The following is a 26,950-nucleotide window of genomic DNA, read 5'->3' as shown; positions in this document are numbered from 1 at the left end:
TTCAAAAATGCCCGCAAATCTAATAATCGATTTCACACCAGTCAGATTCGTTGCATTGATGTCGAACGGCAACATGATAGTAGCAAAACCTTTGTTGGGCGTAAATTCGCGGTTGAACTTGACGGCGACATCCTCAACATCTTCGTCGATTGCGACTGCATCCGTGCCGTCGTAAGCACCGTCGATTTCAGCATGAGTATTTCCATCAGCATCTTCAAACACTTGCACGGCGGCGTAGTCGCGGATGTTGTTCCAGATGAAGAAGCGTTTCTGGATTGCACCTGCGTAATTGCCCTTGCCGGTGATTTGCGCAATGGCGGCTTCGTCGAGCGTAGCGGAGGTGACTGCGGTGTTGTTGAAGCATGTGACCGTGTAATCCGTGCCGGCTGTGAGCGTGTCCTTGCCGTCGGTCACGACGACAGAGGGGCAGACGGGCTTGCCGTCAGCATACTTCTGCACGGGGATGTCGGCGACGGTGATGTTCACGTCGGAGAGGAATTTTCCGTTAAACGATGGCACAAGCGTCTTGCCGTCGATATCGGAAACATCGTCGATCCTGCCGCTATACACGATGCCTTTCTCGTCTTTGAACGACTTGCCCTCGGCGATGTAGACACTATTTATGCTGTAGTAGCCGCTTGCATAGATGAAGTCGGTGCTGTTAGTCCAGGAGAGGGTGATATCGCCAGAATTGCTGTAGATGCCGTAGCCATATTCGCTAGTGCCAGTGGCCATGACGCTGCCGCCGTTTATCGTGATATCGCCACCGCTGGAGATGCAGCCATATTTGCCCGTGGCCGTGACTGTGCCGCCGTTTATCGCGACTTCTTTAGAACCTTGGATGCCGTTACCGTTTGTGCCTGTGGCCATGACCTTGCCGCCGTTTATCGTGATATTGCCACCTCTGCTGTCGATGCCGTTTATGTCGCCAGTGGCCGTGACTGTGCCGCCGCTTATCGTGATATTGCCTTTTTCGCTGGAGATGCCGTAGTAGCTGCCAGTGACCGTGAGTGTGCCGCCGTTTATCGTGACTCCGTTATTACCGTAGATGCCGTACCTGCCGCTAGTGGCTGCTTTCAAAGTTCCGCGTTGCCCGCTCTGCCCGTAAATTGTCAGGTTATTCGATGCATAGATTCCATAATCATTCCAAGTTTCAATCTCCAGTGTTGCATCATCCGCGAGGATGAGATACGCATCGCCGCTAAACGAGACCTGGCTTGCGTATTTCACGTTGCCCTGCACCACGTACCAGCCGCCATTAAGGTTGATGACACCGTTTTCGATGTAGTCATCGACATCGCTTGTGAGCACGGTGTAATCGCCTGGCTCAAGGATTTGCGGCTTGCCTTTTTCGTCGATGTAGGGGACTCCCCACTTGGCATAGACAATCGTGTTCTCCGTGACCGCTTTGGTAAAGTCGAATTCCGTGTCGCCGTCTTTCGACGTGAACCAGCCAAGGAACTTGTAACCGCTGCGTATCGGAGCGGCTGGAGCAGCAACAAACCAATCGCCATTTGCATAAGAAGCCGCAACTGTAGTAGGATCGCTGCCATTCTGGGCATCGAATGTGACAAATGAAACAAACGGCTTAAGCGTCTTGCCGTCGAGAACCGTGCCGTTTTCATCGCTATATGCAATTTCGCCACTATAGACATTTCCCTCGCCGTCTGTGAAATACTTGCCCTCGGCAATGGTAACCGGCCCAGCAAAACCGCTAGTTTTGAGACTGTCAGTGCTGTTCGTCCAACCAAGAGTAATGGGATTCACATCATCCCCTGGAAAAGCAGAAAAAGAATCAACATTGCCATCCATAACAACATTGCCACCCATAATAGAAACATTCACCCCAGAAACACCGTTTTTGGCATTCTTAATAGAAACATTTCCACCATTGATTGAAACCGAACTGCCACTAATACCATAAGATGAAGCGGCCAGATTAACTGTTCCTCCATTAATTTCGACAGCAGCTTCGCCTACAATGGCCACGAACAATTTTCCACCACTATCATCACTAACACATGAAGTACTATTGAGGATTCCTCCATTAATAGTAATAAAACTACCAACAATCCCAAAACCGAGCAACATAACGTCTTGTTTAGCAATAGCACAATTAGCGGTAACTTCGCCGCCATTCATAGTGTATTTACCAGCAACCTTAATGCCCTCATCGATTGTAGCCTTGCCGCCATTGAAAATAATGTTGCCAGAATAGTCGGCAAGACTTTTGGCGATAAGCTCTCCCATGCCGCCGCTCTGTCCATAAATATTAATCTCTGCCGTTAAACCATCTTCACCAGACACATAAACGTCATCATCAACAGTGAGTTTTGCACCATCCTTAAGGACAAGGTGGATGCTGCCAGCACTTGACAATTCGCCTTCATAGCGGACGTTGCCATCGACAACATACCACTGGCCAGAAGCGAGTTTCGTTTCTTCACATTTTTTAGGTTCTTCCAGAGTATTGAGGCAGCCGGTTAGCACCGTGTAATCATAGAGGGTCTGTTCTGAACCATCGGCATCAATGTACTTGACTGGAATCGTTGGCTTAAGAACTTTACCCGCAATAAACGCGATTTGTTCTTCCGAAAGTTTACCGCTATAAGCTTTGTTTTCGTCGTCAACAAAGAACTTGCCTTCGGCGACAGTGACATTGCTGTTGCCGTAAGTATCGGCTTTGACGCGGTTCGTATTTCGCGTCCAGTTGAGGGTTACGTTCCCTGCTATACCAGAACACACACCGTCATCGTTCTTGCAAGAGACCTCGACTACGCCGCCGTTAATCGCAACAGAGCCGCCGACGTTTGTTTCGTTCGCTGAAACTTCTATGGTGAGCTTGCCTGTACCCGCATCTTGGCCGTAAATCGAAAGGTTCGCATTATCGACAAGGAGATTTCCGCTGCTTTTCTTGAGCGTCATCTCGGCTCCGTCTGCCAAAATCAGGTGTGCATCGCCGCTGAACGCCGTAGGAATTTCGAGCGAGAGTTTGCTGGCAACAACAAACCAACTCCCGTTCACGAAGTCGCTCAAGCTCATATTGCTTGTCAGCACCGTGTAATCCGTAACAGTCTGTTCGACACCGTTTTCGTCGATGTAAGCGACAGGCCCGTATAAAGCCATTACGTTAGTATTAGATTTGGGCATTGCAAAGCTTGCAGTGCCATCGGCATCAATAATCGCTACCCCTGCAGAACCGCCTTGCGGCGTGTAAATCACACTAGAAATATTGAGTCCCTGAGAGCTGCCAAGATGGACCGTCGCACCAGACTTGTAATACTCTTCACCGCCAATCGAAATGCCATTGTTGTCATCAGTACCATAAAATACAGCCGCCCCATTGCCAATGGTATCAGCGTCGGCACGGATTGCCTTAAGCCCTTCACCGAGAGTCAGTTTATAAAGCGGAGTGCCTTGAGCTATTCCTATGGCAGTTGTGTAGTAGCTGTTTTTCAGCTCCATCTTGCCGTCCGTACCAGGTTTCGCATAGCGACAGAAGGTATAGTGATTACCGCCGTCAGCCGCAATATCAACCGATTGGGGAGCAAAAAGACTTCTCTCGATGACAGTTTTAACACGTGCTTGCTGATAACCCACAAAACCAGATAACTGCTTGGCTTTAGGGGCGTTGAACGAACCATCAAAAACACAATTCTCGAAAGTTATGTCAACGTAATTTTTTGAAAGCCCTACAAAGCCAGCACTGGTCCCATCGCCATCCACATTGGAAATAATATCCACATTGCTGCGGCTGTTAGTTATCTTAATGATTTTTCTTGCATCTGCTTCACCGGCAAGAATGTAAGAAATGAATCCGGCAGTAAACTTGCAATTCGTTTTAATAGTTCCATCAACGGTGAGGTTGCTGATTTCAAGTCCGTCGCCAGCATAGTGTACCAAAGCCAGGCCTTGCAAATGCTCATTAGCCGAGCTATAATCATCAGGCGTATTTTCCGTGCGGCTAAGATCAAGCGTCACCGTATGGCCGTTTCCATCGATTTTTCCGCTAAAGGGAAAATCTTTATTGTCGCCCACCATCGTGGTCACACCGTCAATATCCGCATCGAGGCGGAAGTATTTGTCAGAAAAGCTATTTTCCGCAGACTTCGAGGCAAGCAAGTCCCAGTCAGCCTTGGTAGCGATAATGTAAGGGGCTTTTTCTGTACCGCTTCCCTTAAATTCTTCCGCCCACGCATTCTGCCCGACCGCAAAAGCCAAAACAAGCAGCAAAATTGCAAATACTTTATTTGTAAAATTATCGTTTTTCATAGAAGTCGTTCCTTTATTCATACTTTGCAGCGCGGTAAGTCGCCATGAAAGCGGTTGCGCCAAATATTTTTTCTTCACTAACTTTCACGGAGTCCCGTTCCAAGCTGAAAATCAAACCGCCTGTAGAATTGTATTCCGCAACAAGCCGTCTGAAAGAGGTTGTGTCGCCAGGGATTCCCCAGCCAGCAATCACGTTCTTTCCGCTAAAGGTGAGTGCTCCGCAAGCCTGGGCAAAGTAGCCGTCATTACGCAAAACAGTTTTATTTTTGACAGAGCCTTTGTCCATGTCGCCCATGTTGAATCGGAGCAGCTGGGTATTGTTCGGGCCGTTGTCATTGTTGAACAAGGTAATCGAACCGTCATCATCGTGGTAACGTGCAAAGTGCTGCCCATGGAACGCATTCGAAGAGGATGTTCCGTCAAGCCTCCAAAGAATCTTGCCCGCCGAATCGCGTTGAATTTTCAGCACGGAACTGATATGCCTAAACGAGCACAGCAAATTGCTATCCGGCAAAACGTCGATGGAGTTCATGTGGACGTAGTCCTTCCCTGCCGTCGTGTCAAAAACCGGATCGAGCATGCTGAACAGCGTATCGTGGTCAACGCTCCACCAGTCAAAGACGACCTTTCCGCTATCCACTTCCTGAATATAAGCCGAAGCAACCGTATCTCGATCCTTAACGTTGACCACGCGGTCGATGTAGCTCATGAGGATGTAATGTTCCGAGTTGAAGAGATAAAAATCGTGGCCATCTACCGGGTAGCCTTCTTGAATGCTATCCACGGCCTCCAGCTGGATTTCCTTCAGCTTGTTGTAGGATTCATCCAGCAGGACTCGTTTGCCCGGATTGAATCCGTTAAAACGCCAAGAAGCGTAAGTCGAATCGGGTTCGTGGTAGCTGTAATAGATTTTTCCGTCGTCGCCATGGTGCTTCTTGAAATCCCACCAGCCCGTGCAATTTTTGCTCGTGTCAACCATCGGTTCAAAACGGTAGAACAAGTATTGGCCGTTGTTGCCTATTTTCTGAATCAAGCGGAGATAAACGTACGAAAGGTAAAAATCGCCAGCCGACATCGGCCCCTTCGACAAATCTTGCGTTACCGTCATGTTCGGCACAAGTTTGTGGAGCGTCCGCAAAAACAAAGAACCGCGAGAACCGCCACGCTTCCACGAGAGCGTCAAAAACGCGTCTTTGGCGATTCTTGAAACAGGAACGCTCGCCATGCTGTCTTTCAAAGCGACTCCATCGACCGCTAGGGAGTCGAAATCCTTGTAGTTATGCACGACAATCTGGGCATTGAACTCCGTCGAGAGCGTCAACAGGTCAAGCGTGTCCGCCGCCTGATTTGCCGAACCCAACTTTGCCGAATCCGCCGCCTGATTCGCGGAATCCGCCGCCGCCGACTTCAACGCCCTCGAATACCCCACACCGTTCACGGAGAACTTTAATGGCGGCTGGGCAGCCCCCTGGCTAGAATCATTCTTTTTCTGCTCGCTGCCGCTTTGGCACGCCAAAAGCAAAACCAAAGCCAAAAGAACAAGGAGAGAAAGCCCGTTGCGGGCAAGACGAAGGCGGCTAGCGAGTCGTACCATGGTCATTTACTCTCACGAAATTATTTAATTATTCTAAAATTATTAATTGTTGACAACAAAGTCAATAAAAATTTTGCCCTAGCTGGAGTTGAGCGATGGAAATATTTCTCTTTTTGGAGCAAACGAGCCTTTTGGATACCCATTTTTAGGTTTCCTTTTGACATTTAAGCCCTTTTTTGCGTTTTTTTGATACCAAATTGCGATTTTTGGTCATTTTGGTATCATTTTTTAGCAAAAACGGCCCCTTTTAGCAAAAACGACCCTTGCTTAGCCAAGATTCGGCTCGTTTCAACTCCAGCCTCGGCAAGAGCCGCACTAAACAACTGTGAGAGCTGCGCTAAACAACTGCGGAAACCACGTTAAACCCGACGAAAACCGTGCTAAAATAAATTTTTTTTAACGAAAAATCGTTTTTTCTGCATTTTTTAGAAAAAAAAAGGTAAATTATGGGCAAAAAGTACAATAATGAATATATAGAGAGAAATCCATGAGCTGGTCTTACTCTAGAGAACATCAAAAAAACATCCTTTGCATGATCATGGCCGGCGGACAAGGGAGCCGCTTGCAGCCCCTCACCCGCGACCGAGCAAAACCTGCCGTCCACTTTGGCGGAACATACCGCATCATTGACTTCGTCCTCAACAACTTCATCAATTCCGGCATTTTCAAAATCAAGGTCTTGACGCAGTTCAAGAGCGATTCCTTGAACAAGCACATTTCTGCCGCTTGGAACTTGAACGCTAGTCTCGACCAGTACGTTGACTTGGTGCCCGCCCAGATGCGCACCGGCGACGAATGGTATCGCGGTACAGCCGATGCCATTTTCCAGAACATCAACTTGATTACCGACGAACGCCCGGACCTCGTGGCGATTTTCGGTGGCGACCACATTTACAAGATGGACATCAACCAGATGATTGATTTCCACTTGAGCCGTGCGGCTCTCCTCACGATTGCGGCCATTCCGGTTCCGGTCGAAGAAGCCCGCGAATTTGGCATTATCGAAATTGACGCGGACAACCGCATGATTGGTTTCGAAGAAAAGCCGAAGGAACCGAAGGAAATGCCGAACCGTCCGGGTTGGTGCCTTGCGAGCATGGGTAACTACCTCTTCACGAGCAAGTTCCTCGTGCGCGAACTCCTGAAGGGTGCAAACGACGGCGCAACTGACTTCGGCAAGCACATTATCCCGCGCTTGTACAAGGAATACCCAGTCTATGTCTATGACTTCAACACGAACATCGTGCGTGGCGAAAAAGCCTCGACCAAGGGTTACTGGCGCGACGTGGGAACGCTCGATGCATTCTTCGAAGCGAACATGGACCTTTGCTCCGAAAATCCGCCGTTCGACTTGTACAACAACTACTGGCCGATCCGTACGTTCAACTGGAACCAGCCGCCTGCACGTTTCTTCGCTGGAGACAACGATGCACATCAAGGCGCCGCAGTCGATTCCATCGTGTCTGCCGGTTGCATCATCGGTGGCGGTACGGTCGTGAAGAGCATCCTTTCGCCGGGCGTGACCATCCAAAAAGACGCCCTCGTCGAAGAATCCATCCTCTTCCCGAACGTGACGATTGGCCCGGGTGCTAAAGTCCGCCGTGCCATTGTCGAAAAAGGCTTGCACATTCCTGCCGGTTTCCAGATTGGTTACGACCTGGAACGCGACAAGCAACTCTTCCACGTCACAGAATCCGGCATTGTAGTTCTCGCCAAGGACACGATTATAAAAGCGTAGGAGGCGAGAGAAGCGGGAACAAACTTGTTTGTTCCCATTTCCGAGCCGACGAAGATTGCGCTTGAAAAGCGCAACGCGTAGCAAGGCGAGCGTCGCAGAAAAATGCTTGCGCTACGCTATTTTTCTATGACCGAGCCGACGAAGATTGCGCTCGAAGAGCGCAACGCTTAGGCAAGAGTCGCGGGCGATGGCTTGCAGGAGCTCATAAACAAGCCACCCAACAATCTTATATAATAAAGAACTCCAGCCATTTGACTGGAGTTCCTTGTTTTTATATCATCAAGGGTTTAGTCAACTGAGACGTCGCCACTGCCGAATGCGGACACATCCATGACCCATTCGCCTTCAGTGCAAACGTATTTCATTTCATAGCCCATAAACGATTCAGTCTTCGTTTCGCCTTCCTTGCTGCACTTGTTGCTTTCAGCCTGAGCTTTGGCATCGTATGTCCATTCGCCATCCTGACAAATGTAAGGCATTGAAATGCCCATTACGCTTTCGACTTTCGTGTCACCTTCCTTGTCGCACTTGTTATCTTCGGCTTGAGAGGTCGCATCATACGTCCACTCGCCATCCTTGCAAACCAAGGTCGTTTTCATACCCATGAATTCCGTTTCCTTGGTCTCTCCTTCTTTACGGCAAGAATTGTCAGAAACCCATTCGCCCCCCGAGCAAACCAAAGTCATGGTCATGCCCATCATGGTCGTATCTTTGGTAGCACCTTCGGAAGTGCATTTAAGACCTTCTTTCATGGCAGTCGAATCGACAGACCAAGCGCCATCTTCGCAAATGAGCTTGACCGTCATCCCCATCATTTGGCCGTCTTTTTTGTCGCCTTCTTTGGAGCATTCTTGTCCAAGGTCACCGAAGTCAAAACCGGTGACACTGCCAGAACTCTTGGCAGAGGCATTGCTATCAGAGCTCTTTGCAGATGTTTTACTATCGGAGCTCTTAACAGAAGATTTACTGTCGGAACTCTTAGTCGAAGATTTGCTATCCGAACTCTTCGTAGAAGATTTACTATCCGAGCTATTTACAGAAGACTTGCTGTCCGAACTCTTATCGGATTCACCCGATGCTTTTACTGAAGAACTGGACACAGCCGGATCATTGCTGGGACCCACCGGAGAGGATTCATCGTCATCGCCACAAGCAACAAAGCCAAACGCAGCCGACAAAGCAAGCCCCACAGCCAATTTTTTGAAATTCATGATTTTACTCCTTGAAAATGTTACGATAAATATATCTTTTAATGGCTTGCTAGAAAAACAGTAACCTACAAAAGCTTATTTTTCTGTGGGATATATCACAACATGAAAAAACGGCCCCGGCAAAAAGCCGAGGTCGATTGATAGATTTTATCGAGAAAGTTCGCTCGCCTACTTTGCAGCTTCGCTTGTGCTTAGCAGATAAGCGTCGATGAACGGGCGGATTTTTCCATCGAGCACGCCTGCGGTATCCGACGTTTCCACACCAGTGCGGAGGTCCTTTACCATCTGGTACGGCTGCAAAACGTAACTGCGGATCTGGCTCCCCCATTCGACCTTCTTTTTCTCGGCCATGCGGGCATCGCGCTTCGCTTCTTCTTCCAAGCGGTAGTGTTCCGCAACCATGGTCTTGAGCATTTTATAGCAGGTTTCGCGGTTCTGGATTTGGCTGCGTTCCGTCTGGCAGCTTGCCATAATGCCTGTCGGCAAGTGCGTCATACGTACTGCGGAATCCGTCTTGTTGATGTACTGACCGCCGGCACCGCTACTGCGGTAAGTATCGACGCGAACTTCGGACATGTCGAGGTCAAACTCGATATCTTCATGTTCGGGGTACAGATAAACTGCCGTAAAGCTCGTATGGCGGCGGGCGTTGGCATCGAACGGGCTAATGCGCACCAAGCGGTGAACGCCAATTTCAGAACGCAAAAGGCCATAAGCGTTTTCGCAAGTGACTTCGATGGTTGCACTCTTGAGGCCAGCGTCTTCGGCTTCTTGGAAATCCACCACCTTGAAGTCCATGTTTTCGCGTTCAAAGAAATGCGTGTACATACGGAAGAGCATCAGCGCCCAGTCTTGCGACTCCGTGCCGCCGGCACCCGGATGGATGGACATAAGGCATGCGCAGGCATCGTCCGGCCCGTTCAGCATCTTCTTGAATTCCATCTTTTCCACGCGGTTCCTGAGATCCGCAATGTCAGATTCAAGCGTCGCCGTGAGGTCTGCCGATTCCTCGTCCTTGGACATCTCGTAAAGTTCCGCGAGGTCGTCGCACGTTTGTGAAACCTCTTTCCAAGAGTCGATAAGTCCCTTGAGGTTCCCAATCTTTTTCATCATTGCTTGCGCCTTGTCCTGATCGTTCCACAGGTTCGGGTCGCTGGAATCCTTTTCAAGAACGTAGAGTTCTTCGGTCTTTGTCTCTAAGTCAAAGATACCCCCAGAGTTTATCAATGCGGCTACGCAATTCGATAAGCCCGGTATGTGTAGTGTTGAACATAAGTAGTCAGTGGTTGGTGGTTAGTGGTTAGTGCTAAATAAAGGAGATGCCCGATCAAGTCGGGCATGACACAGTGCGGCGGTGCCGCGATTATAGGGCCTAAAACCTAAACCCTATTACCTAATACCTATTTTCCGATTGCCTGAGGCGGTTCGTACTTCTTGTCGAGGTACTGGACCTTGTAAGTCTTGCCAAGTTCGTCGAGGTAAGCCTTGAGCTTTTTCTGACGATCCTGTTCGACTTTCACACGGAGGATGTAATCAATCTGGTGTCTGTAGCTTTCGAACTTACCGTCGTTCTTTTCGGTAAGCATGAAGATAGAAACGCCATCATTTTCGACGATAACTTCGGAAATGTCGCCGACCTTGAGCTTGCCCACAGCCTTCGCGAAAGCGGCGCTCTTGGACTTGGCAACAAACTTGTTCATGATGCCACCCGTCTTCTTGGCTTCCTTGTCATCGCTGTACATAGCGGCGAGCTGGGCAAATGTAGCCTTCTTGGAACGAACCTGAGCCGCAAGACCCTTCAACATGTCCTTGGCATCGCTGACTTCTTGAGCGCTCTTGCCCTTAGTGGAAATAAAGATGCGAGCACCGCTAATCGTATCGTTGATGGCGGCTTCGCTCTTGTGGAGCTGCCAGAAAGCCTTGAGATCTTCTTCACTCGGAGCATCAGGATACGGAACCTTCTTTTCAATGATGACTTCGCTCTTGAGCTGGTCTTCGATTTTTTCCTTGAACTGCTTCATCGTCGTGTTGGACTTCTTGAGTTCTTTCTGGAAAGCTTCTTCGCTCGGGAACTGCTTCTTGAAAAGCGTCGTCAAGCTATCGACCTTCGATGCAGAAACCTTGATGCCCATCTTCTTGGCTTCGAGCTTGATAAGTTCCTGCCCCACCAAATTATCAACAACCGCATAGCGCAGTTGAGCCATCATTTCATCCGTCAACTTCTGACCCGGAGCCTGCTGAGCGCCGAGCATCGTTGCAAGACTATCAATTTTACCCGCAGAAATACCGGTCTTTTCGACGCGGATGACATCCATACTTTTCGTATTCAACAATTGAGCAGAGGCAATTCCTGCTGTAAGAAGCACAGCAGCTGCACCACGAGAAATAAGTTTAAGAGACATTATTTATCCTTTTATAAAAATTCAAGGGTTTTAAATTTCAAGGGTTAATATAGAAAACTTGAAACAAGCAAACACCTTCTTCATGTGATTTTACGCAAACAAAACAATCTTCTTACAAAAAAATGCAGTTAGGGCTTGATTTTTCTAAATTATTGCACATGAAGAAGATTAAAGTATATACGTTGCAAGGCAAGTGGACCGGGGATTTCGAGTCCAATAACAAGTGGTACAAGGACGAAGCCCTCAAACTCAAGGGCAAGGAAATTGACCTTTTGGTTCTCCCGGAGTTGTTCCACACTCCATATTTTCCGTTCGAGGAAAACGCGGACTTTTTTGACCTCGCCATCGAAAAGGACCATCCGATAGTCACCGAGTGGCAGACTATTGCCAAGGAACTGAACGCCGTTGTCGTGTTTCCGTTCTTTGAAAAGCGAGCCCGCGGCATCTATCACAACTCGGCGTTCGTCTTTGAACGTGACGGCAGCATCGCAGGGCTTTACCGCAAGAGCCACATCCCCGATGATCCGGCTTTTTACGAAAAGTATTACTTTATTCCAGGCGACACCGGCTTTGAGCCCATCAAAACTAGCGCAGGTACGCTCGGCGTGCTCATTTGCTGGGACCAGTGGTTCCCCGAAGCCGCCCGCATCATGAGCCTGAAGGGCGCAGATGTTCTCATCTACCCCACCGCTATCGGCTGGATGGACAGCGAACCCAAGGAAATCTACCCGCGTCAGCAAGACAGCTGGATGACGGTCATGCGCGGACATGCGATTGCTAACAGAACGTTTGTCATCGCGGCAAACCGCTCGGGCGTCGAAGGTCACCTCACGTTCTGGGGAACAAGCTTTGCCGCCGCACCGGACGGATACATTTTGCAAAAGTGCGATCCGGAATTCTTGGGTGCAAGCTATGTCGAACTCGACCTCGCCGAAACCGAAGAAAATCGCCGCTGGTGGCCGCATTTCCGCGACAGACGAGTCGATTTGTACAAGGACATTTTAAAAATTTGGGCAGACTAATTAAGCTATGGGGTCGTGCCTTTGGCACTTTGGGCACGCTACGCATTGAGAAATGAGCAAAGCATTCCTAAAGGCCTGTCATTCTCGACTAAGCGTAGCGCAGGAGGGAATCCATACATGAAACGGAAATATTTATGGATCCCGTCGCTACGCTCCAGGATGACAAGTCTCTAAGCAAATAAAAAAGGAATTTAATCCATGACGAAAAATTCTATTCGTTATCCGGCGGAATGGGAAAAGCAGAGCGCTACGTGGCTTGCATTTCCGCACAATAAAAAGAACTGGTATGGCGAACGCGGCGAAAAAATTCGCTGGTTCTATGTAGAACTAATCCGCAACATTACGCAGTTTCAGCCAGTGAACGTACTTCTCCCCGGCAAGAATTTCTTGACGGATGAAGAAAAATCAGCCCTAGCAGATCGCCCGTTTCCAGCGAACTTTATCGTCATGAAAACAAACGATATTTGGATTCGCGACTACGGTCCGTTTTTCCTTCAAAAAAGCACAAAGAACGGCCCGCAAAAAATTATCGCTGAAACATGCTTTAATGCTTGGGGCGCAAAGTTCCCGCCATGGGGATTGGACAACGCCATTCCACAGAAAATCGCTGAAAAAACAAAGTGCCCGCTTACCACAAGCGTTCCTTACATTTTTGAAGGCGGTGCTATCGAAGTCAACGGTGACGGTCTTGGAATCACAACCGAAGATTGCCTCGTCGGCAAGAACCGCAATGATTCAAAAGATTTAAAAAAGGTTGTAAAAGCACTCTGCAAAGCATTCGGACTTAAAGATTTGCTAGTGCTGCCACACGGTTTGCACGGAGACCATACGGACGGTCACATCGACAATGTCGCCCGTTTTGTCGCTAAGGATAAGGTTGTCATGTGTATGACGGAAAATAAGAAATCCCCTAATGCACCGATTTTAAGCGAAGCAAAATACATTATCGAAAATTGGCTTAAAAGACACTACGAAAGCGCCCAAGTCGATACACTTCCGTTACCGCCGCAACGCGTGCTCGATGACGGACAAATTCTACCGGCATCGTACATGAACTACATCTACGTCAACGGCGGACTCATCTTCCCGAAATACAAGAGTCCAAACGATGCCAAGGCAAAAGCTTATTTCGAAAGCGTGTATCCAGACCGTAAAGTCATCGGCATCGATTGCCACACCGTCATCGAAGAAGGCGGAAGCCTCCACTGCATGAGCAAACACGAATCAGAATAGTGGTTAGTAGGCAGTAGGAAGTAGGAAGTTAGAAGAGAATGCTACTAAAAAACTTCCTACCGCCTACTTCCTACTGTCTACTTTCCTAGCTTTCGCGATGGCTTCTTTTGCTAGTTTATCTACAAGTTCATTCCATTTGACGCCTGTGTGGGCGGCGACTTTTTCGAACTGGACCCGGTGGAGATAAGGCTTTGCCGCCTTGACATACATCTGCGCGATATTGCTTTTGGCTTGCCACTCGCCTTTTGCCCAACGTGCAATCCCCTCGTAGTCATGACAAATGACCCCATTCATGTCGTGAGCATCAAGCCAACGCATCGCCTGGAAGGAGGCCATCACTTCGCCATCAATATTGCGGCTTTCGGCTTCGAATGCGGTAATTCCCGAACCACGCGCAATTTCCTTGTCGTTATCAGTAACAACAAACGCCCAGCCCGAACGTGCAAAACCCGGCGAAAAGGAACCATCGACAAACACACGGATTCCATCAGGGGCAGGAGCTTCCATCCCATCAAGCCACGCTTGAGCTTCTTCGCGGGACCCAAAGGATTTGAATAAAACACCTTTAACACCATGGGTCAATTTTTCGCATTCAGCCCATGTGGTCACGATTTTCTTTTCATTATCGCTTTTTACGGCATAGAATTTTTGTTTAGGCATGGCGCAAATTTAATATAATCTTGGGCTTTTGGAGTCCATTACAGATTATCGTCTTTTTTTTCGTCTTTTTTAGCGTCGGAATTTTCATCAAGTTTTTCTTGCAGTTGGTCAATCCGATTTGCAAGCATTTTTTCGATTTCCGGGAGCAATCGATCTTTAACGCGGTCCAGATACAAGCATTGAAGCTGGATCATGCGATTGCGATGGCGACCGGCAAATTCTTGAATCCAATGGCTTACCGCTTGCTGGCGGTCTTGAATTTTATCGTGCAAGGAACGTTGAATAAAAGTCCTCTGGACTTCCATGTAACGTTGCATGTTGAACGGCATGCGGTAGGTACGAATAAATTGCTTCAAGAGCACCAACAAACTAAGTCTATCATTACGGTGCTCATGAATGAACTGACGCAACTCTTCCAGATGTTTTTGAAAGAACGGAACGATAGCCTTATCATCAATTTGATAAAGTTCTAACTCGTCCTGTTTTTTTGTTGCCTCATCAACGGCCATATTTCAAATGTATTTTTTTAATTCGTCGTTATGGCTTGGAATGCTTCACAAGGAAGCCAAATTTGGCCATTTTTCCGCTATTTAGGGTATTTTTTCCAAAGAAAACGCGTCCTTCGGTCCCCGGATTCAAGCGATCGGCAGCTGCACCGCGAAAATCAAGCAATTCTTCGACCTCGCACGGCACCATTCCGTCGGGCGTCATGAGCTCCAACGTATCGTCCATGGAGAACGGATTTTTGACGTTCACAAGGCATGCCCCTGTCGAAGCATCGAAATCCTTGACCTGAGCAGCCACACAGCCGCCTTCGGCATCCACATGCGTCGCTTCGTAATTCTGCGGCAACGGACCACGCAAGAATCCCGGCATAAAGCCTCGCCCATCGACAAAGCGGATTGCACGACGGCTTTCTTCGGGCACCGGATTGCCTGCGGCAACAGCGTCAATCGCCATGCGGTAAGCGCGGACGACTTGGCTCAAGTAATACACGGATCGCGTACGGCCTTCAATCTTGAAGGAATCAAGCCCACCAGCCACAAGTTCTGGAATCACATCCAAAGCGCAGAGGTCGCGGCTGCTCATGAAGTACGTCCCCCACGTATCTTCATCAAGCGCAATCGGATCGAGTTCCGGACGGTCGGTGCGTTGCAACGTAAACGAGCCTTCATGTTCGCGGTAGTCCTCGACCTGCGGACCGGAATTTGCATACAACCGGTACGGCATACGGCAGCTGTTATCGCAAGCTCCCTGATTGGCATCGCGGTGCGTGACCCAGTTCGAAAGCATGCAGCGGCCAGACATCGCCATGCAAACAGCACCATGGACAAACACTTCCAGTTCCAGTTCGGGTACTTGTTTCTTTATCTCTAAAATTTCAGACAATCTAAGTTCACGACTCAAAATAATGCGACGGACTCCTAGATTTTTCCAGAACGAAGCCGCAAGGTAATTCGTCGTATTCGCTTGTACAGACAAATGCACTTCTGTTTCCGGGTGTTCCTTGAGGAGCCATCCCACAAAGCCAGGATCAGCAACGATGAGTGCATCCGGTTTGAGTTCGAGCGCAGCATTCAAGGCTTTCTGGAACGATTCGACTTTCACATTGCGAGGAATTACGTTACTTGTAAGATAAAACTTTTTACCATGTTCATGAGCATACGCAATGCCTTCGGCAAGGTCATCCAAATTTTTGAAGCCGTTTTCACGGGCACGCAGCGAAAAAGCAGGCTGCCCCGCATAGACTGCGTCCGCACCATAAGCAAACGCATATTTCATTCGTACAAGATCACCCGCAGGTGCAAGTAATTCTGGTTTGGTCATAAATAGTGGCTAGTGGTTAAGGGTTTGTAATTAGTAGGAAGTAGGAAGTAGGAAGTAGACAGTGGTTAGTGGTTAGTAAACAGTGGTTAGGAGTTAGGGGTTAGGGATTAGGACAATTATCACGCGTTTCTCGCGTCCATTATAAGATGGCTCAGCCGCAATTTTTCTCTCCTAATACCTGTCACCTGTTACCTAAAACCTATCTTTCGTCTCTCGTCTATAGGCTCGCAGAGCCGTTCTTTCGTCTAAAATTTAAATCCTGCTCGAATATAGGCTTTGCGGTCATCAATTAATGTAATCTCTCCCATGAATGAAAAACGTCGTCCTTCGTAGCTAATTGCAGGCGTAAGTGAATATTGCAATTTGGCCCCATCAAGGAATTTTTTATGAAGTCTAAGATGGCCATTCGGAGTTGTATCGTTCACAGCGCTGCCGTAATCCGTCCCTTTCCAAAACCAAGTCTGACGAAGAGACGCAAAAATTTGTCCATCCAAGCGAGCAAAAATGCTCCAGTCAATCGTCCTGCTATTCGGTCCACCTTGATTTCCGAGCGGATACCCCAAATGCGCAATCTGAGCGGTATTCTTCTTAAAATGAGTATAAACATAAGGTTCTACGCGTGCATATTCAAAAATCGTTCCCATTTCAATCTTGTGGTCCTTGTAATAAAAATCATGCCCCGCTTGGAAACCCGCCATCCAGGCCCACTTAGCTTCGATATTGTCATTTCGGGCTAAACTAATCGGAGATTCCATGTCATCCAAAAAGAATTCCGTATAAAGACGCACTGCGTTGAACAAACGATAGTTGAAATCAAAAGAAATAGAACCATTGTTGCTGTTTTCCGAGTAATTTCCTTTTTCCATGAACAAAGGGGCCGTCGGAACAAACAGCCAAGGTTTCATATCGTCGTAAAGAACCGTAAGTTCGCTAATACCAAACGTCGCATTCCCCACGGCCAGTTCGTAACGATGGCCGAAGAGGTTTCGCGTATTGTCCTTGTTCGACAAGCTCATGCTGTTAAAAATCCGCAAATCCGCATAAAAGCTCATCACGCGGAGAGGGCCAATCATCAAATCCAAGCTGAGCATGTTGTACGGAATTGCAAACTGGTTCAAGGTCAAGTTGTTGTAATAACCTGGCCCCCAGTGCATCACGTCGCGGCCAAAGTCCAAGCGCAACCAATCGTAGTTAAAAGCGAAATGCGTGCGGTAACGGGCGTAACTAGTATATTCGACGCCAGAATTGTCTTCTTCGTGCTGCACTTCCAAAAATTCGCGGTCAAAAGACTTCGGATTCTTGGCCGAATGACCTTCGCTGTAAATGCGGGCATCCAAAACGAAATCAACGGAATCAATAAAGCCTCGCAAATAAAGACCCCCGTCAATTCCCGGCCAAATCGTATCGCCAAGCGTTTTGCCGCCGCGGTAATCAATGCCACCGACAATGCTTGTCGCAATGGCAACACGCGGAATCGCATTTTCAAGAGCTAAAGCCTTTGCAACGCAAGCGGAATCGCCCTCCTTGCAATCCAGTTTCATTCCGTTGCCAAGAACACCTGCCCCACGCTCACTATCAAAATACAAAAGCGCATTGCCTTCTGTCTTCGTAAAATTCTTGCGGAATGTCGTATCCCTACGCGGATAGGTAAAGTACTGGCGTTCTGCTCCTGTCGTCTGGCGGTGATATTCAAACAGCATCGGAGCGGTTTCCAAAGTCCGCAAATTACGGGAATGCTCCGGCTCAATTACCGGCGATACAGCCCAAGACTCGCCCACCCCAGTCAAAAGCAAGACGGACAAAACAGAATAAAATTTTCTAAAATCCATTGTCTAAATTTAACTTTTTTACGAAGCCCTTTCAATTACCTATGATAGAAGTTGTAAGGGATTAAGGCGAACACGCTGAGAAACCATTTTTTGGCATATTTCGCCCCATACGGAACTTATGGTTCCACTTATTTTTTCCAAAATATTCATTGTCAGTTTATTGACATGTTTTTTCTCAATGGCAAAAAATACATTTATGGTAATATTGTTGAATGGGAGATATTTATGTCAATGGATAACAAGAATTTATTTACAATGGGCTTTACGGCAGCCTCTCTAGCTTTATTCGCGAGCTGTTCGGATTCCACTTCAGCCGTAAGCGAATTTTCTGACAACGCTTACCTTTCTTCTACGGAAACGGGAGTATCTTCATCGGCAGCAGACGATGGCTTCGGTGAAATCATTTCAAGCGATTCGGAAAATGGAACGCCAACAGGAACGCCGTCGGCAACTAGCAGTACAAGCGTCGCACAGTCCAATAGCGGAACTGTCGTAGCCTCTTCAAGCAGCATTCCCTCCGTAAATTCCAGCAGTGCGACTACGCCCAATATAACGGTATCTTCTAGCAGTACGGCCCAACCAAGCGTCCAAAGTTCTTCAAGTGACAAGGCCGATCAAATTAACGAAAATTCGGGAGACCGTCCCGTTATAGCATACGCATCAAGCGGTGCAACCGTCACGAACGGCGGCAATTGCGTCACGGTCGAAGGCGGCACCGTAAAAATCACTTGCGGCGGCGAATACGACTTTAGCGGTTCTTACAGCGGAAGCGACGCCCAGATTTTCGTCGCTACCGCAAAGACGGACACGACCGTTTATTTGAACATGAAAGGCCTTACGCTCACCAACACGGTAGATGCTCCGATTTACATCCAGAAATCGAACAAGACGTTCGTCGTTGCCAAGAACGGAACGACAAATACCTTCACGGATGCAGCGACAAGAACGAAAACGCACTCTTACACGAATGACGCTGGGCAAGCCAAAACCGATACGACCGGCGCTTGCATCTACGCGAAAGACGACCTCACCATCAAGGGCGAAGGCACGCTTATCGTGAAAGCAAACTACAATAACGGCATCCATACCAGCAACGATTTGAGAGTCAAGAACGGCATCATCACGGTAACGGCAAAGAACAACGGCCTCAAAGGCAAGGAATCCGTGGCGATTAGCGGCGGCACAATCAACATCACCAGCGAAGGCGACGGCATCAAGAGCGATACCGAAGACGCGACTGATTTGGCAAGCGGTAAGGGTTCCATCGAAATCACGGGTGGCGAAATCACCATCACGTCTGCATTTGACGGCCTCTCCGCAAATAATGCCGTGACGATCGCCAAAGGCGACAGCAAAGACGCAGACAACAGCGTCGTTAAATCACCGACGTTAAAAATCACGACCGGCGGTGGCCAAAAATGCCTCGGGCAAAGCACCGGCGGCGGCAATGGCGGTCGCGGAGGCATGGGTGGATTCGGCATGGGCGGCGGCAATTCCTGTGCACCCGATTCCAGCATGAAAGGCGTCAAAAGCGATTCTAGCATTGTCATAAGCGATGGCGTTATCGAAATCAACAGCCGCGACGACGGCATCCACAGCGGCGGCACAGTCACGCTCAGCGGTGGCAAAGTGACCGTCAAGACGGACGATGACGGAGTCCATGCGGATAAGGCCCTTTACGTCAAGGACAATGCAAATGTGAGCGTCACTATGGCTTACGAAGGCATGGAATCGCCCGACATGAATTTTGAAGGCGGCATCACGAGCGTCATCACCACAGACGACGGCTGGAATGCGGCTGGCGGCACAACGACAACGACTGGCAATAACAATAGCGGCAATACGGGTCGCGGCGGCCCTGGCGGTGGATTCCCCGGCGGCGGTTTCGGTCCCGGCGGAGGAAGCACGGGCAACCTCAAGGTCACCGGCGGTTATCACTACATTTACGTGGGCACGGGCGACACGGATGGCATCGACAGCAACGGCGGCATTGAAATTTCTGGCGGCGTCATCGTCGTGGAATGCCGCATGAACGGCGGCATGGGCGGCATGGTCGATTCCGACGGAACGACAAATATTTCTGGAAACGCGAAGTTGCTCGGATTTGGCACGAACAATTCCGAAGAAGGCAAGCAGTACAGCGTGAGCTTCACCGCCGACAACTACTACGGCACTTCCGAAATCGCATTCAAGCCAAGTTTCTCCGGAAGCAAGATGGTTTCGAGCGTGGGCCAGCCGGGTGTCGTGAACAGCGTGAGCGGCATGAACAAGACCTGCTTCGGCGACAGCGCAGATAGATGCGTTTATACGAAATAGACGAAAGAACGGGCCGTCGGCCCTACAGACGAAATACGAAAGAAAAAAGGCGAGCATTTTTACTCGCCTTTTTCAAATTTCAATTTTACAGCATTCGCCTCTCTCGTCTACCAGCGAAGCGATCTTTCGTCTAAACTACATCCAGCCGCGGTCAGAGGTACCGGAAATACCACGAATCTTGAGGTCGAAGTCGTCACGGTTCGTAGCGGCGTTCATAGCCGTTTCAAGCGAAATCTGCTCACTCTGGTAAAGTTCCAAGAGAGCTTGGTCAAACGTTTGGCTGTGGTACTGGATATGGCCTTCGGCAACGGCCTGTTCCACCATGTCAATTTTATCCTTGTCCTGGATATATTCCTTGATGGCGCCCGTATTCACGAGAATTTCAGCAGCAGGCACACGCCCCTTGCCATCCTTCGTCGGCAAAAGACGGAGCGAAATAATCCCAGCCAAAACTTCTGCAAGCAACAAACGAATTTCGTCGTGCTGGTGCGGCGGATACATCGAAAGCACACGGTGAATCGTTTCAACAGCATTCGTCGTATGGATAGTCGCAAACACCATATGGCCCGTATCAGCAGCCGTCAATGCAATTTGCATCGTTTCCAAGTCACGGATTTCGCCCACGAGGAGCACGTCCGGGTCCTGACGGAGGGCAGCACGCAAAGCGTTTGCATAAGAAAGCGTATCCACACCGATTTCACGTTGCGAGACAATCGCCACGTTATCCTTATAAAGGTATTCAATCGGGTCTTCAACCGTGATGACGTTGACAGATTCTTTCTGGTTGATGTAATCAATCATCGAAGCAAGCGTCGTCGATTTTCCAGAACCGGTCGTACCCGTCACAAGCACAAGCCCACGTTTGGTAAGTGCCAAATCGCGAATGACTTCGGGCAAGTGAAGGTCTTCGAAAGGAGGAATCGTCGCCTTGATATGACGAATCACGACAGCGATCGTACCACGCTGGCGGAAAACGTTCACACGAAAACGTCCCATATCGCGGGCACCCACAGCAAAGTCACATTCCTTATTCGCTTCAAAACGCTGCTTTTGGTCACGGTTCATGATATCGTCCAAGAACGAATCCATCATGACGCTATCAATACGAACATCAAAAAGTCTTGTCAGGGCACCATTGATACGATATACCGGCGGCACGCCCACACGAAGATGCAAGTCAGACGCCTTGCGATTGACCATTTCACGCAAGAGCTGTTCAATGCGAAGTTCAGCCATTAAGCTTCTCCAAACTTTTCACGACAGAGTTTCTCAATTTCATCATAACGAAACTTAATCTCAGCATTATCCGGATTCTTTTTGACCAAATCCGCATAAATATCAAGAGCCTTGTTATAGACACCTTGCTCCATATAAATATCAGCAAGAGTGCGCGTATTCAGGCTATCGTCCAAATCAGCTGCACCACGAGAAAGCGGAGCGTCAGCGTTATTGACAAGACTTGCAGCGACTTCGTCATCGGAATCGCCAGACATCAAGTAATCAACGCCTTTATTATTTGGTTCGTCTGATTCGGTCAAAGTATCGTCTTCGTCAAACAAGCCCTTGAACGCATTTGAAACTTCTGAATCAATGGAATCCAGTTCCGCAGATGGAGCCTCTTGCTTTTCAGCGGGGTGACTTTCTTCAGCAGCTTGTTCTGCAACCATATCTGTTGCGGTAGTCAAGGCCACTTTTTCTGTCTGAGCGGTTTCTACTGGAGCAGCAGGCGCCGCCGAAGCAAAATCCGCTTTTTCTTCCGGCAAATCGTCATCGGCTCCGAAAATGCTATCAAAGGATTCATCGACATCCTTAACGGCATCTTCTTCGATGGCCGCACTTGTCGATTCCTGACTCTCTGAAGCCTCAGAAGATGTTTCCGCCAAAGTCGCTGAATCCGTCGAAGCTTCTGACTTTTCCTCTGGCAAAGAAAGGTCATCTTCATTACCGAACATGGAAGCGAATGCACCACCCATTTCATCGGCGATATTTTCATCCTTAGGAGCATCCTTTGTTTCGGTCGGCAATTCGAGATTGTCGTTATTCAAAGAGAAGTCTTCGACCGGGAGCGGCTGCGACGCTTCAGCAGGAGAAGCAGAGGCAAAAGCATCTTCAATCGGAGCTTCATCATTTTTCTCATCTTCGAAAAGTGCATCGAAAGCACCATCGACACTAGCAGAAAGTTCTTCGGATTTTGTAGCTTCCGGTTCGCTAATTTCGGAATCCGCAGGAGCCGCAGTTTCAGCCACAGGAGCTTCGGCGACCGGACTTTCTACAGCAGCGGTTTCTTTTCCGTCCAAACTAAAATCGGCATCAGCGGACTTTTCAAACAAGCCACCAAAGGAATCCTCTTCAGCCGCAGGTTCTTCTACAGGAGCCGCTACAGATTCCGCAGTTTGTTCGACAGGCCTATCGGCCAACATTTCTTCCGCAGGCTTTTCCTCGAAAACGTCATCGTCACCAAAAATCGAAGAGAATGCGTCATCGACGTTTGTCGCCTTGTCCTCTTCCTTAGGGGCATCAATGGAAGCGACTTCATCATCGGAAAAATCCATATGTGACGAAGGAATCGAACTCTCTTCTGAAACTTTATTTGAATCTTCAGAAACAGATTCCGTCGGTTTTTCATCTAAACTAAATTCAGCATCAGCGGATTTTTCAAACAAACCACCAAAAGATTCTTCGCTAGAAGATTCTTCCACAGGAGCGTCCGTTTTTGCGGCCAACGTTTCTTCGGCAGGCTTTTCTTCGGGCAAATCATCGTCACCAAAGATCGAAGAGAAAGCATCATCGACATTCGTTTCCTTGTCTTCTTCCTTAGGTGTTTCAAGAGATTCTGCCGTTTCTGCAGCCGGAGTTGCAGACGGGCTCCAGTCACTCAGAGAATCGCTTGCCTCTGCAGGCTTTTCTTCGGGCAAATCATCGTCACCAAAGATCGAAGAGAATGCATCATCGACATTCGTTTCCTTGTCTTCTTCCTTAGGTGTTTCAAGAGATTCTGCTGTTTCTGCTGCCGGAGTTGCAGACGGACTCCAGTCACTCAGAGAATCGCTTGCCTCTGCAGGCTTTTCTTCGGGCAAATCATCATCGCCAAAAATCGAGGAGAATGCATCATCGACGTTCGTCGGCTGACTTTCCGGTTCGGGAGTTGCATCTAAACTAAAGAGATTTTCGTCGGACTTGGGAGCGGAGTTCACAGCTGCGGCATTTGCAGAGGAGAACGGAGATGCGTTCGCACTAGCACTAGCAGATTGATCTTCGGCAGAATCCAAATCATCATCACCACCGAGGAAGCCTGTAATCGCAGACGAAACTTCAGATGTACTCAGAACATCGTTGCCTTCGTAAGACTGATCTTGAGTATCACTTTCTTCGACAGCACCATCAGCCGCAGAATTCAACGACTTCATGAGGTCGTCCATCGAAGCATTGTCTTCTTCGTCCGAATTCGGCATGGATGAAGCCAAATTCGCAAAGACGTTGTCTTCACCCTCGAGATTACCCGATTCGGAATCCATATCCATCGTAAACGAACTATCATCCATTGGCGGTGCAGCCAAATCTGTTTCCTGTTCCTCAGGAAGAACATCGTATTCTTCTTTCCAGAAAGAATCCAAAGGATCCATGTCATGGACACGGCGGAAACACATGTTACGTTCAGTAGTCTTGCCTAACTGATCGTAGGCCTCCCCCATTCTCTTATGGGCGGACAAGCAGAACGGGTCCTTGGCGAGCACCTTCTTGTATTCCATGACGCTACCAGCATAGTCCTGCTGTCCCGCAAGGATTCTTGCTCGGACCAGCATGGCCGGAACATCGGACGGCGAGGCCGCAAGAGCATCGTCAACAAGCTTAAGAGCGGCTTCATAGTCGCCAGAAGCACGTTCCATATCGGCAAGCCAAGCCAAAGCCTGAGATTTGCCTTTGTTCTTCTTTACGGTTTTTCTAAGAGAATCCAACGTAATAGCCATTATTTCTCCAATGGAAGAAGAATAGCTTCATCCGCCAAAAGTACAGGTATTCCTTCGCGAACCGGATAGACTCGGGAACCATCAGGAGTCGTAAGCGCTTCGGTCAGGGGTTCGGTAATAGCTTCGCCGGCTACATTCTTGAGAGAGCCAGCCTCAACAGCATTGTTCAAAAGAGCGATGCAATCCTCGCCCGCCTCCGACAGCGGCTCGCGAGTTTCGGGGCAGCAAAGAATACTTAACAATTTAGAATCGAGCATAAAACCTTTTTATTGCGTTTTTTTCATAAAAAAAATAACACAATTTTTACAAAAAAGGGCGTTTTTAACGAAGATATTTAAGGTTTACAAGGGCAAAATTGCCGTTTTTTCCGTTTCCAATCAACAAATACACACACATACCGAGCTTATCGAGCCAGCTGATGTCGAAATTTTCGCGATAACCGGAGAAATTCGAGACCACAAGGAGTTCGCGGCAGCCGGTACGGTTGCAAATGTTTTCCATCTGAGAAAGTGGGCCCAACAGGTGCTGGCGGTTCATCTCGCTTACGTTTTCAGGTTCAGAACTCACGCAACCGAGAATTTCAATCCCAGGGATGACGTTGTAGCTGTCGAACCAGTTATTGAGGGAATCTTCGCGGCCACCCAGCAGAATAGAACGATGACGTTTCTTGGCAAAAATACGGTAGAAATAATTTATCCAGAACGCAACGCGGCGCCATGCAAGGAGAGCGAACGGAATAAAGAGACTGGAGCAAACAGCAAATGTAATCCAGTGGGAATCGTATGGCAAATAAGTTGTAGCTCCATCGACTATTGGAGTTTGAGTGAAGTAGCGGAACGCCGAATACCCACCGACAACAAGCAAGTTCAATGGGATCAAGTAACGCAAGAACTTTTCGCCCTTAAGACTTGACACCGTATATTCCCCACGGAACATGAGGAACACAATGTTCAAAACAACGGCTAAGATAGCAAGGCTCCAGTCTTCTGAACCGGAATGAATGATGACATCGCCTTTTTCGGCACAATCAAAGCATGTCGAAAACACGCCTGTTTCATAGCAAAGGATGAAAAACGCCCACAGAGCCACCACGCCCAAGTCGAGGAACATCTTCCAGAACTTTGGGATCAGGCGCGAGAACATGCCCACAAACGCAGCAAATAAAATACCGAAAGAGACGAGGAAGTTCGGGACAAAATAAAGGTCCTTGTGCTTTTTAACAAAGATAAGCATCGCCTTGTAGAAATCAACGTAAGACCCCCAACGGCGTGTGCGGCAACTCTGGCCCTTGAAATGCAGAATGTTCGTGACCGGAGTGTAGTAGTTGTGGAGACCCATTTCTTTTGTACGAAAACAGAGGTCCAAGTCTTCACCATACATAAAGTAATCTTCGTCAAAGCCGTTCAGCTTTTCATAGACATCGCGACGGATGCAGAAGAACGAACCACTCACGGCATCGACTTCAATCATCTCGTCCGGGTCAGCATACGTCATATTGTAAGAAGCCAGCAGCTTGCTCTTTGGAAAAAGCGCAGCAAGTCCAATCGTCTTGGATACCGCAGAAACAATCGTCGGGAACGAACGGCGGCAAGCCCACTGGAGCGATCCATCTTCGTTCAAAATGCGGCAACCGACCGTGCCCGCTTCCGGATGTTCTTCCATAAACTGGAGCATTTCGCGGAAAGCGTTCTTCGAAATAATCGTATCGGGATTGATGAAGAAGAGATACGGCTTGGTCGCATGCTTCTCTGCTAAATTACAGCCCTTACCAAAGCCCAAGTTTTCCTTGGAATCAATCCATTCCACTTCGGGGAAGAAGTTCTTGATTTCAGGAATAATCGGTTCGTTGGAACCGTTATCCAGAACAATAATTTGCGAATCAATGCCCTCACATGCGTCACGAACGGACTTGAGGCAAGCCGGGATAAAATCGCAAGAGTTATACGAAATGATGATGACGGAACAGGAAAGCATGGGTTAGTAGTCGGTAGGAAGTAGACAGTAGGAAGTAGGAAGTAGGAAGTGGTTAGTAAACAGTGGTTAGTAAACAGGAAAATTTAAGTGGCTAGTAAACAGGAATGTAAAAGGAACGTTCTTATCACAATCCTAACCACTAATCACTAACCACCAACCACTATTCAATTAAGCTAAACCTAGTCGCAGTTTCAGAACGAGGAAGAAAGCTTCGGAGATGATGCCGCCGCTCATCTTGGAGGTACCGCGGGTGCGGTCCGTAAAGATGATGGGGATTTCTTTCACGCGAAGTCCCTTTTTCCAAATCTTGAAGGTCGTTTCGATCTGGAAACAGTAACCGTCGCTCTTCATCTTGTCGAGGTCCAAAGCCTGCAACGCTTCACGGCGGAAGCACTTGAAGCCGCCCGTCGCATCGCTGATCGGGAGACGAGTCACAACGCGGGTATAGACATTTGCGCCATAGCTGAGGATAAGACGGCGGAGGTCCCAGTTCACCACGCTGATGCGTCGATTCTGATAGCGGCTGCCAAGCACCAGGTCCGCGTCTTCGGCAGTTTCAAGGAATCGGTTCAAGTCCGCTGGGCTGTGGCTAAAGTCGGCATCCATTTCGAAAACGCGTTCGTAGTCGCGTTCGAGAGCCCACTTGAAGCCCATCACGTATGCAGAACCCAGCCCCATCTTCCCCTTGCGGCGGAGCAAATGGATTCTTGGATTCTTGTCCACTTCAGCCTGAACGAGGTCACCGGTTCCATCCGGCGAGCCGTCATCCACCACTAAAATTTCAAGACATTCATTCTGTTCCAAAATTGCGGACATAATCAGGAGAATGTTCTCCTTCTCGTTGTACGTAGGAACAATTACTAAACTCTTAGGGAACGCCATTAAATACCTCACTATAACACAA

The 26,950-nt window shown here is 48.6% G+C and carries 18 protein-coding genes; 4 read left to right on the top strand and 14 right to left on the bottom strand.

Features of this window, described 5'->3' with window-relative positions:
• Both IKG78_RS04770 and IKG78_RS04765 read right to left on the bottom strand, forming a co-directional pair.
• Positions 1-4,272: carbohydrate-binding domain-containing protein (locus IKG78_RS04770; RefSeq protein ID WP_290940118.1), on the bottom strand; the 4,272-nt coding region annotated here is incomplete at its 3' end.
• 13 nt (positions 4,273-4,285) lie between these two features.
• Complete coding sequence (locus tag IKG78_RS04765) at positions 4,286-5,866, bottom strand: arylsulfotransferase family protein (protein WP_290940114.1); 1,581 nt, start codon at positions 5,864-5,866, stop codon at positions 4,286-4,288.
• Positions 5,867-6,353: 487 nt separating this feature from the next.
• Between IKG78_RS04765 and glgC the strand changes: the two genes are divergently transcribed.
• The gene (gene glgC, locus IKG78_RS04760) at positions 6,354-7,604 is read left to right on the top strand and encodes a glucose-1-phosphate adenylyltransferase (protein ID WP_290940111.1); all 1,251 of its coding nucleotides are present in this window, start codon (positions 6,354-6,356) and stop codon (positions 7,602-7,604) included.
• A 287-nt stretch (positions 7,605-7,891) separates the two neighbouring features.
• Here the strand turns inward: glgC and IKG78_RS04755 are convergent, their stop codons facing one another.
• From IKG78_RS04755 to IKG78_RS04745, 3 genes are all read right to left on the bottom strand, one after another.
• A complete protein-coding gene (locus IKG78_RS04755; RefSeq protein ID WP_290940108.1) occupies positions 7,892-8,815 on the bottom strand; it encodes a hypothetical protein in 924 nt (307 codons plus the stop codon).
• Positions 8,816-8,983: 168 nt separating this feature from the next.
• A protein-coding gene (prfB, locus tag IKG78_RS04750) for a peptide chain release factor 2 (protein ID WP_290940104.1) occupies positions 8,984-10,088 on the bottom strand; the annotation gives its coding sequence in 2 pieces (ribosomal slippage) (positions 8,984-10,018 and positions 10,020-10,088; 1,104 coding nt in all).
• A 127-nt stretch (positions 10,089-10,215) separates the two neighbouring features.
• Positions 10,216-11,217, bottom strand: a complete 1,002-nt coding sequence (locus tag IKG78_RS04745) for a peptidylprolyl isomerase (RefSeq protein WP_290940101.1) — start codon at positions 11,215-11,217, stop codon at positions 10,216-10,218.
• A gap of 158 nt (positions 11,218-11,375) precedes the next feature.
• Here IKG78_RS04745 and IKG78_RS04740 point away from each other — a divergent pair, with 158 nt between their 5' ends.
• Both IKG78_RS04740 and IKG78_RS04735 read left to right on the top strand, forming a co-directional pair.
• On the top strand, positions 11,376-12,239 hold the full coding sequence (locus IKG78_RS04740) for a carbon-nitrogen hydrolase (RefSeq protein WP_290940098.1): 864 nt from the start codon (positions 11,376-11,378) through the stop codon (positions 12,237-12,239).
• 198 nt (positions 12,240-12,437) lie between these two features.
• On the top strand, positions 12,438-13,472 hold the full coding sequence (locus IKG78_RS04735) for an agmatine deiminase family protein (RefSeq protein WP_290940095.1): 1,035 nt from the start codon (positions 12,438-12,440) through the stop codon (positions 13,470-13,472).
• A 63-nt stretch (positions 13,473-13,535) separates the two neighbouring features.
• Here the strand turns inward: IKG78_RS04735 and IKG78_RS04730 are convergent, their stop codons facing one another.
• From IKG78_RS04730 to IKG78_RS04715, 4 genes are all read right to left on the bottom strand, one after another.
• Positions 13,536-14,132 carry a ribonuclease H family protein gene (locus IKG78_RS04730; protein WP_290940092.1) on the bottom strand — a complete coding sequence of 199 codons (597 nt, stop codon included), beginning with the start codon at positions 14,130-14,132 and terminating at the stop codon, positions 13,536-13,538.
• 38 nt (positions 14,133-14,170) lie between these two features.
• Positions 14,171-14,641, bottom strand: coding sequence for a hypothetical protein (locus tag IKG78_RS04725; protein WP_290940090.1), 471 nt, complete (start codon positions 14,639-14,641; stop codon positions 14,171-14,173).
• A gap of 28 nt (positions 14,642-14,669) precedes the next feature.
• A complete protein-coding gene (locus IKG78_RS04720) occupies positions 14,670-15,959 on the bottom strand; it encodes a U32 family peptidase C-terminal domain-containing protein (protein ID WP_290940089.1) in 1,290 nt (429 codons plus the stop codon).
• 245 nt (positions 15,960-16,204) lie between these two features.
• The gene (locus tag IKG78_RS04715) at positions 16,205-17,788 is read right to left on the bottom strand and encodes a hypothetical protein (RefSeq protein ID WP_290940087.1); all 1,584 of its coding nucleotides are present in this window, start codon (positions 17,786-17,788) and stop codon (positions 16,205-16,207) included.
• A 225-nt stretch (positions 17,789-18,013) separates the two neighbouring features.
• Here IKG78_RS04715 and IKG78_RS04710 point away from each other — a divergent pair, with 225 nt between their 5' ends.
• The gene (locus tag IKG78_RS04710; protein WP_290940085.1) at positions 18,014-20,104 is read left to right on the top strand and encodes a carbohydrate-binding domain-containing protein; all 2,091 of its coding nucleotides are present in this window, start codon (positions 18,014-18,016) and stop codon (positions 20,102-20,104) included.
• A gap of 135 nt (positions 20,105-20,239) precedes the next feature.
• On the opposite strand, the gene IKG78_RS04705 is transcribed toward IKG78_RS04710, so the two are convergent.
• From IKG78_RS04705 to IKG78_RS04685, 5 genes are all read right to left on the bottom strand, one after another.
• Positions 20,240-21,340, bottom strand: coding sequence for a PilT/PilU family type 4a pilus ATPase (locus IKG78_RS04705; RefSeq protein WP_290940083.1), 1,101 nt, complete (start codon positions 21,338-21,340; stop codon positions 20,240-20,242).
• On the bottom strand, positions 21,340-24,072 hold the full coding sequence (locus IKG78_RS04700) for a tetratricopeptide repeat protein (protein WP_290940080.1): 2,733 nt from the start codon (positions 24,070-24,072) through the stop codon (positions 21,340-21,342). Before IKG78_RS04700 ends, IKG78_RS04705 begins: the two co-directional genes overlap by 1 nt.
• Positions 24,072-24,329, bottom strand: coding sequence for a Trm112 family protein (locus IKG78_RS04695; protein WP_290940077.1), 258 nt, complete (start codon positions 24,327-24,329; stop codon positions 24,072-24,074). Before IKG78_RS04695 ends, IKG78_RS04700 begins: the two co-directional genes overlap by 1 nt.
• 64 nt (positions 24,330-24,393) lie before the next feature.
• On the bottom strand, positions 24,394-26,046 hold the full coding sequence (locus IKG78_RS04690) for a glycosyltransferase (RefSeq protein ID WP_290940074.1): 1,653 nt from the start codon (positions 26,044-26,046) through the stop codon (positions 24,394-24,396).
• 168 nt (positions 26,047-26,214) lie between these two features.
• Positions 26,215-26,928 carry a polyprenol monophosphomannose synthase gene (locus IKG78_RS04685; RefSeq protein WP_290940071.1) on the bottom strand — a complete coding sequence of 238 codons (714 nt, stop codon included), beginning with the start codon at positions 26,926-26,928 and terminating at the stop codon, positions 26,215-26,217.
• Positions 26,929-26,950: the final 22 nt, after the last annotated feature.

Origin of the sequence: Fibrobacter sp. (assembly GCF_017545445.1) — a bacterium.
In the GTDB taxonomy this organism is placed as follows: domain Bacteria; phylum Fibrobacterota; class Fibrobacteria; order Fibrobacterales; family Fibrobacteraceae; genus Fibrobacter.
This window is presented reverse-complemented; position numbering and strand designations above follow the sequence as displayed.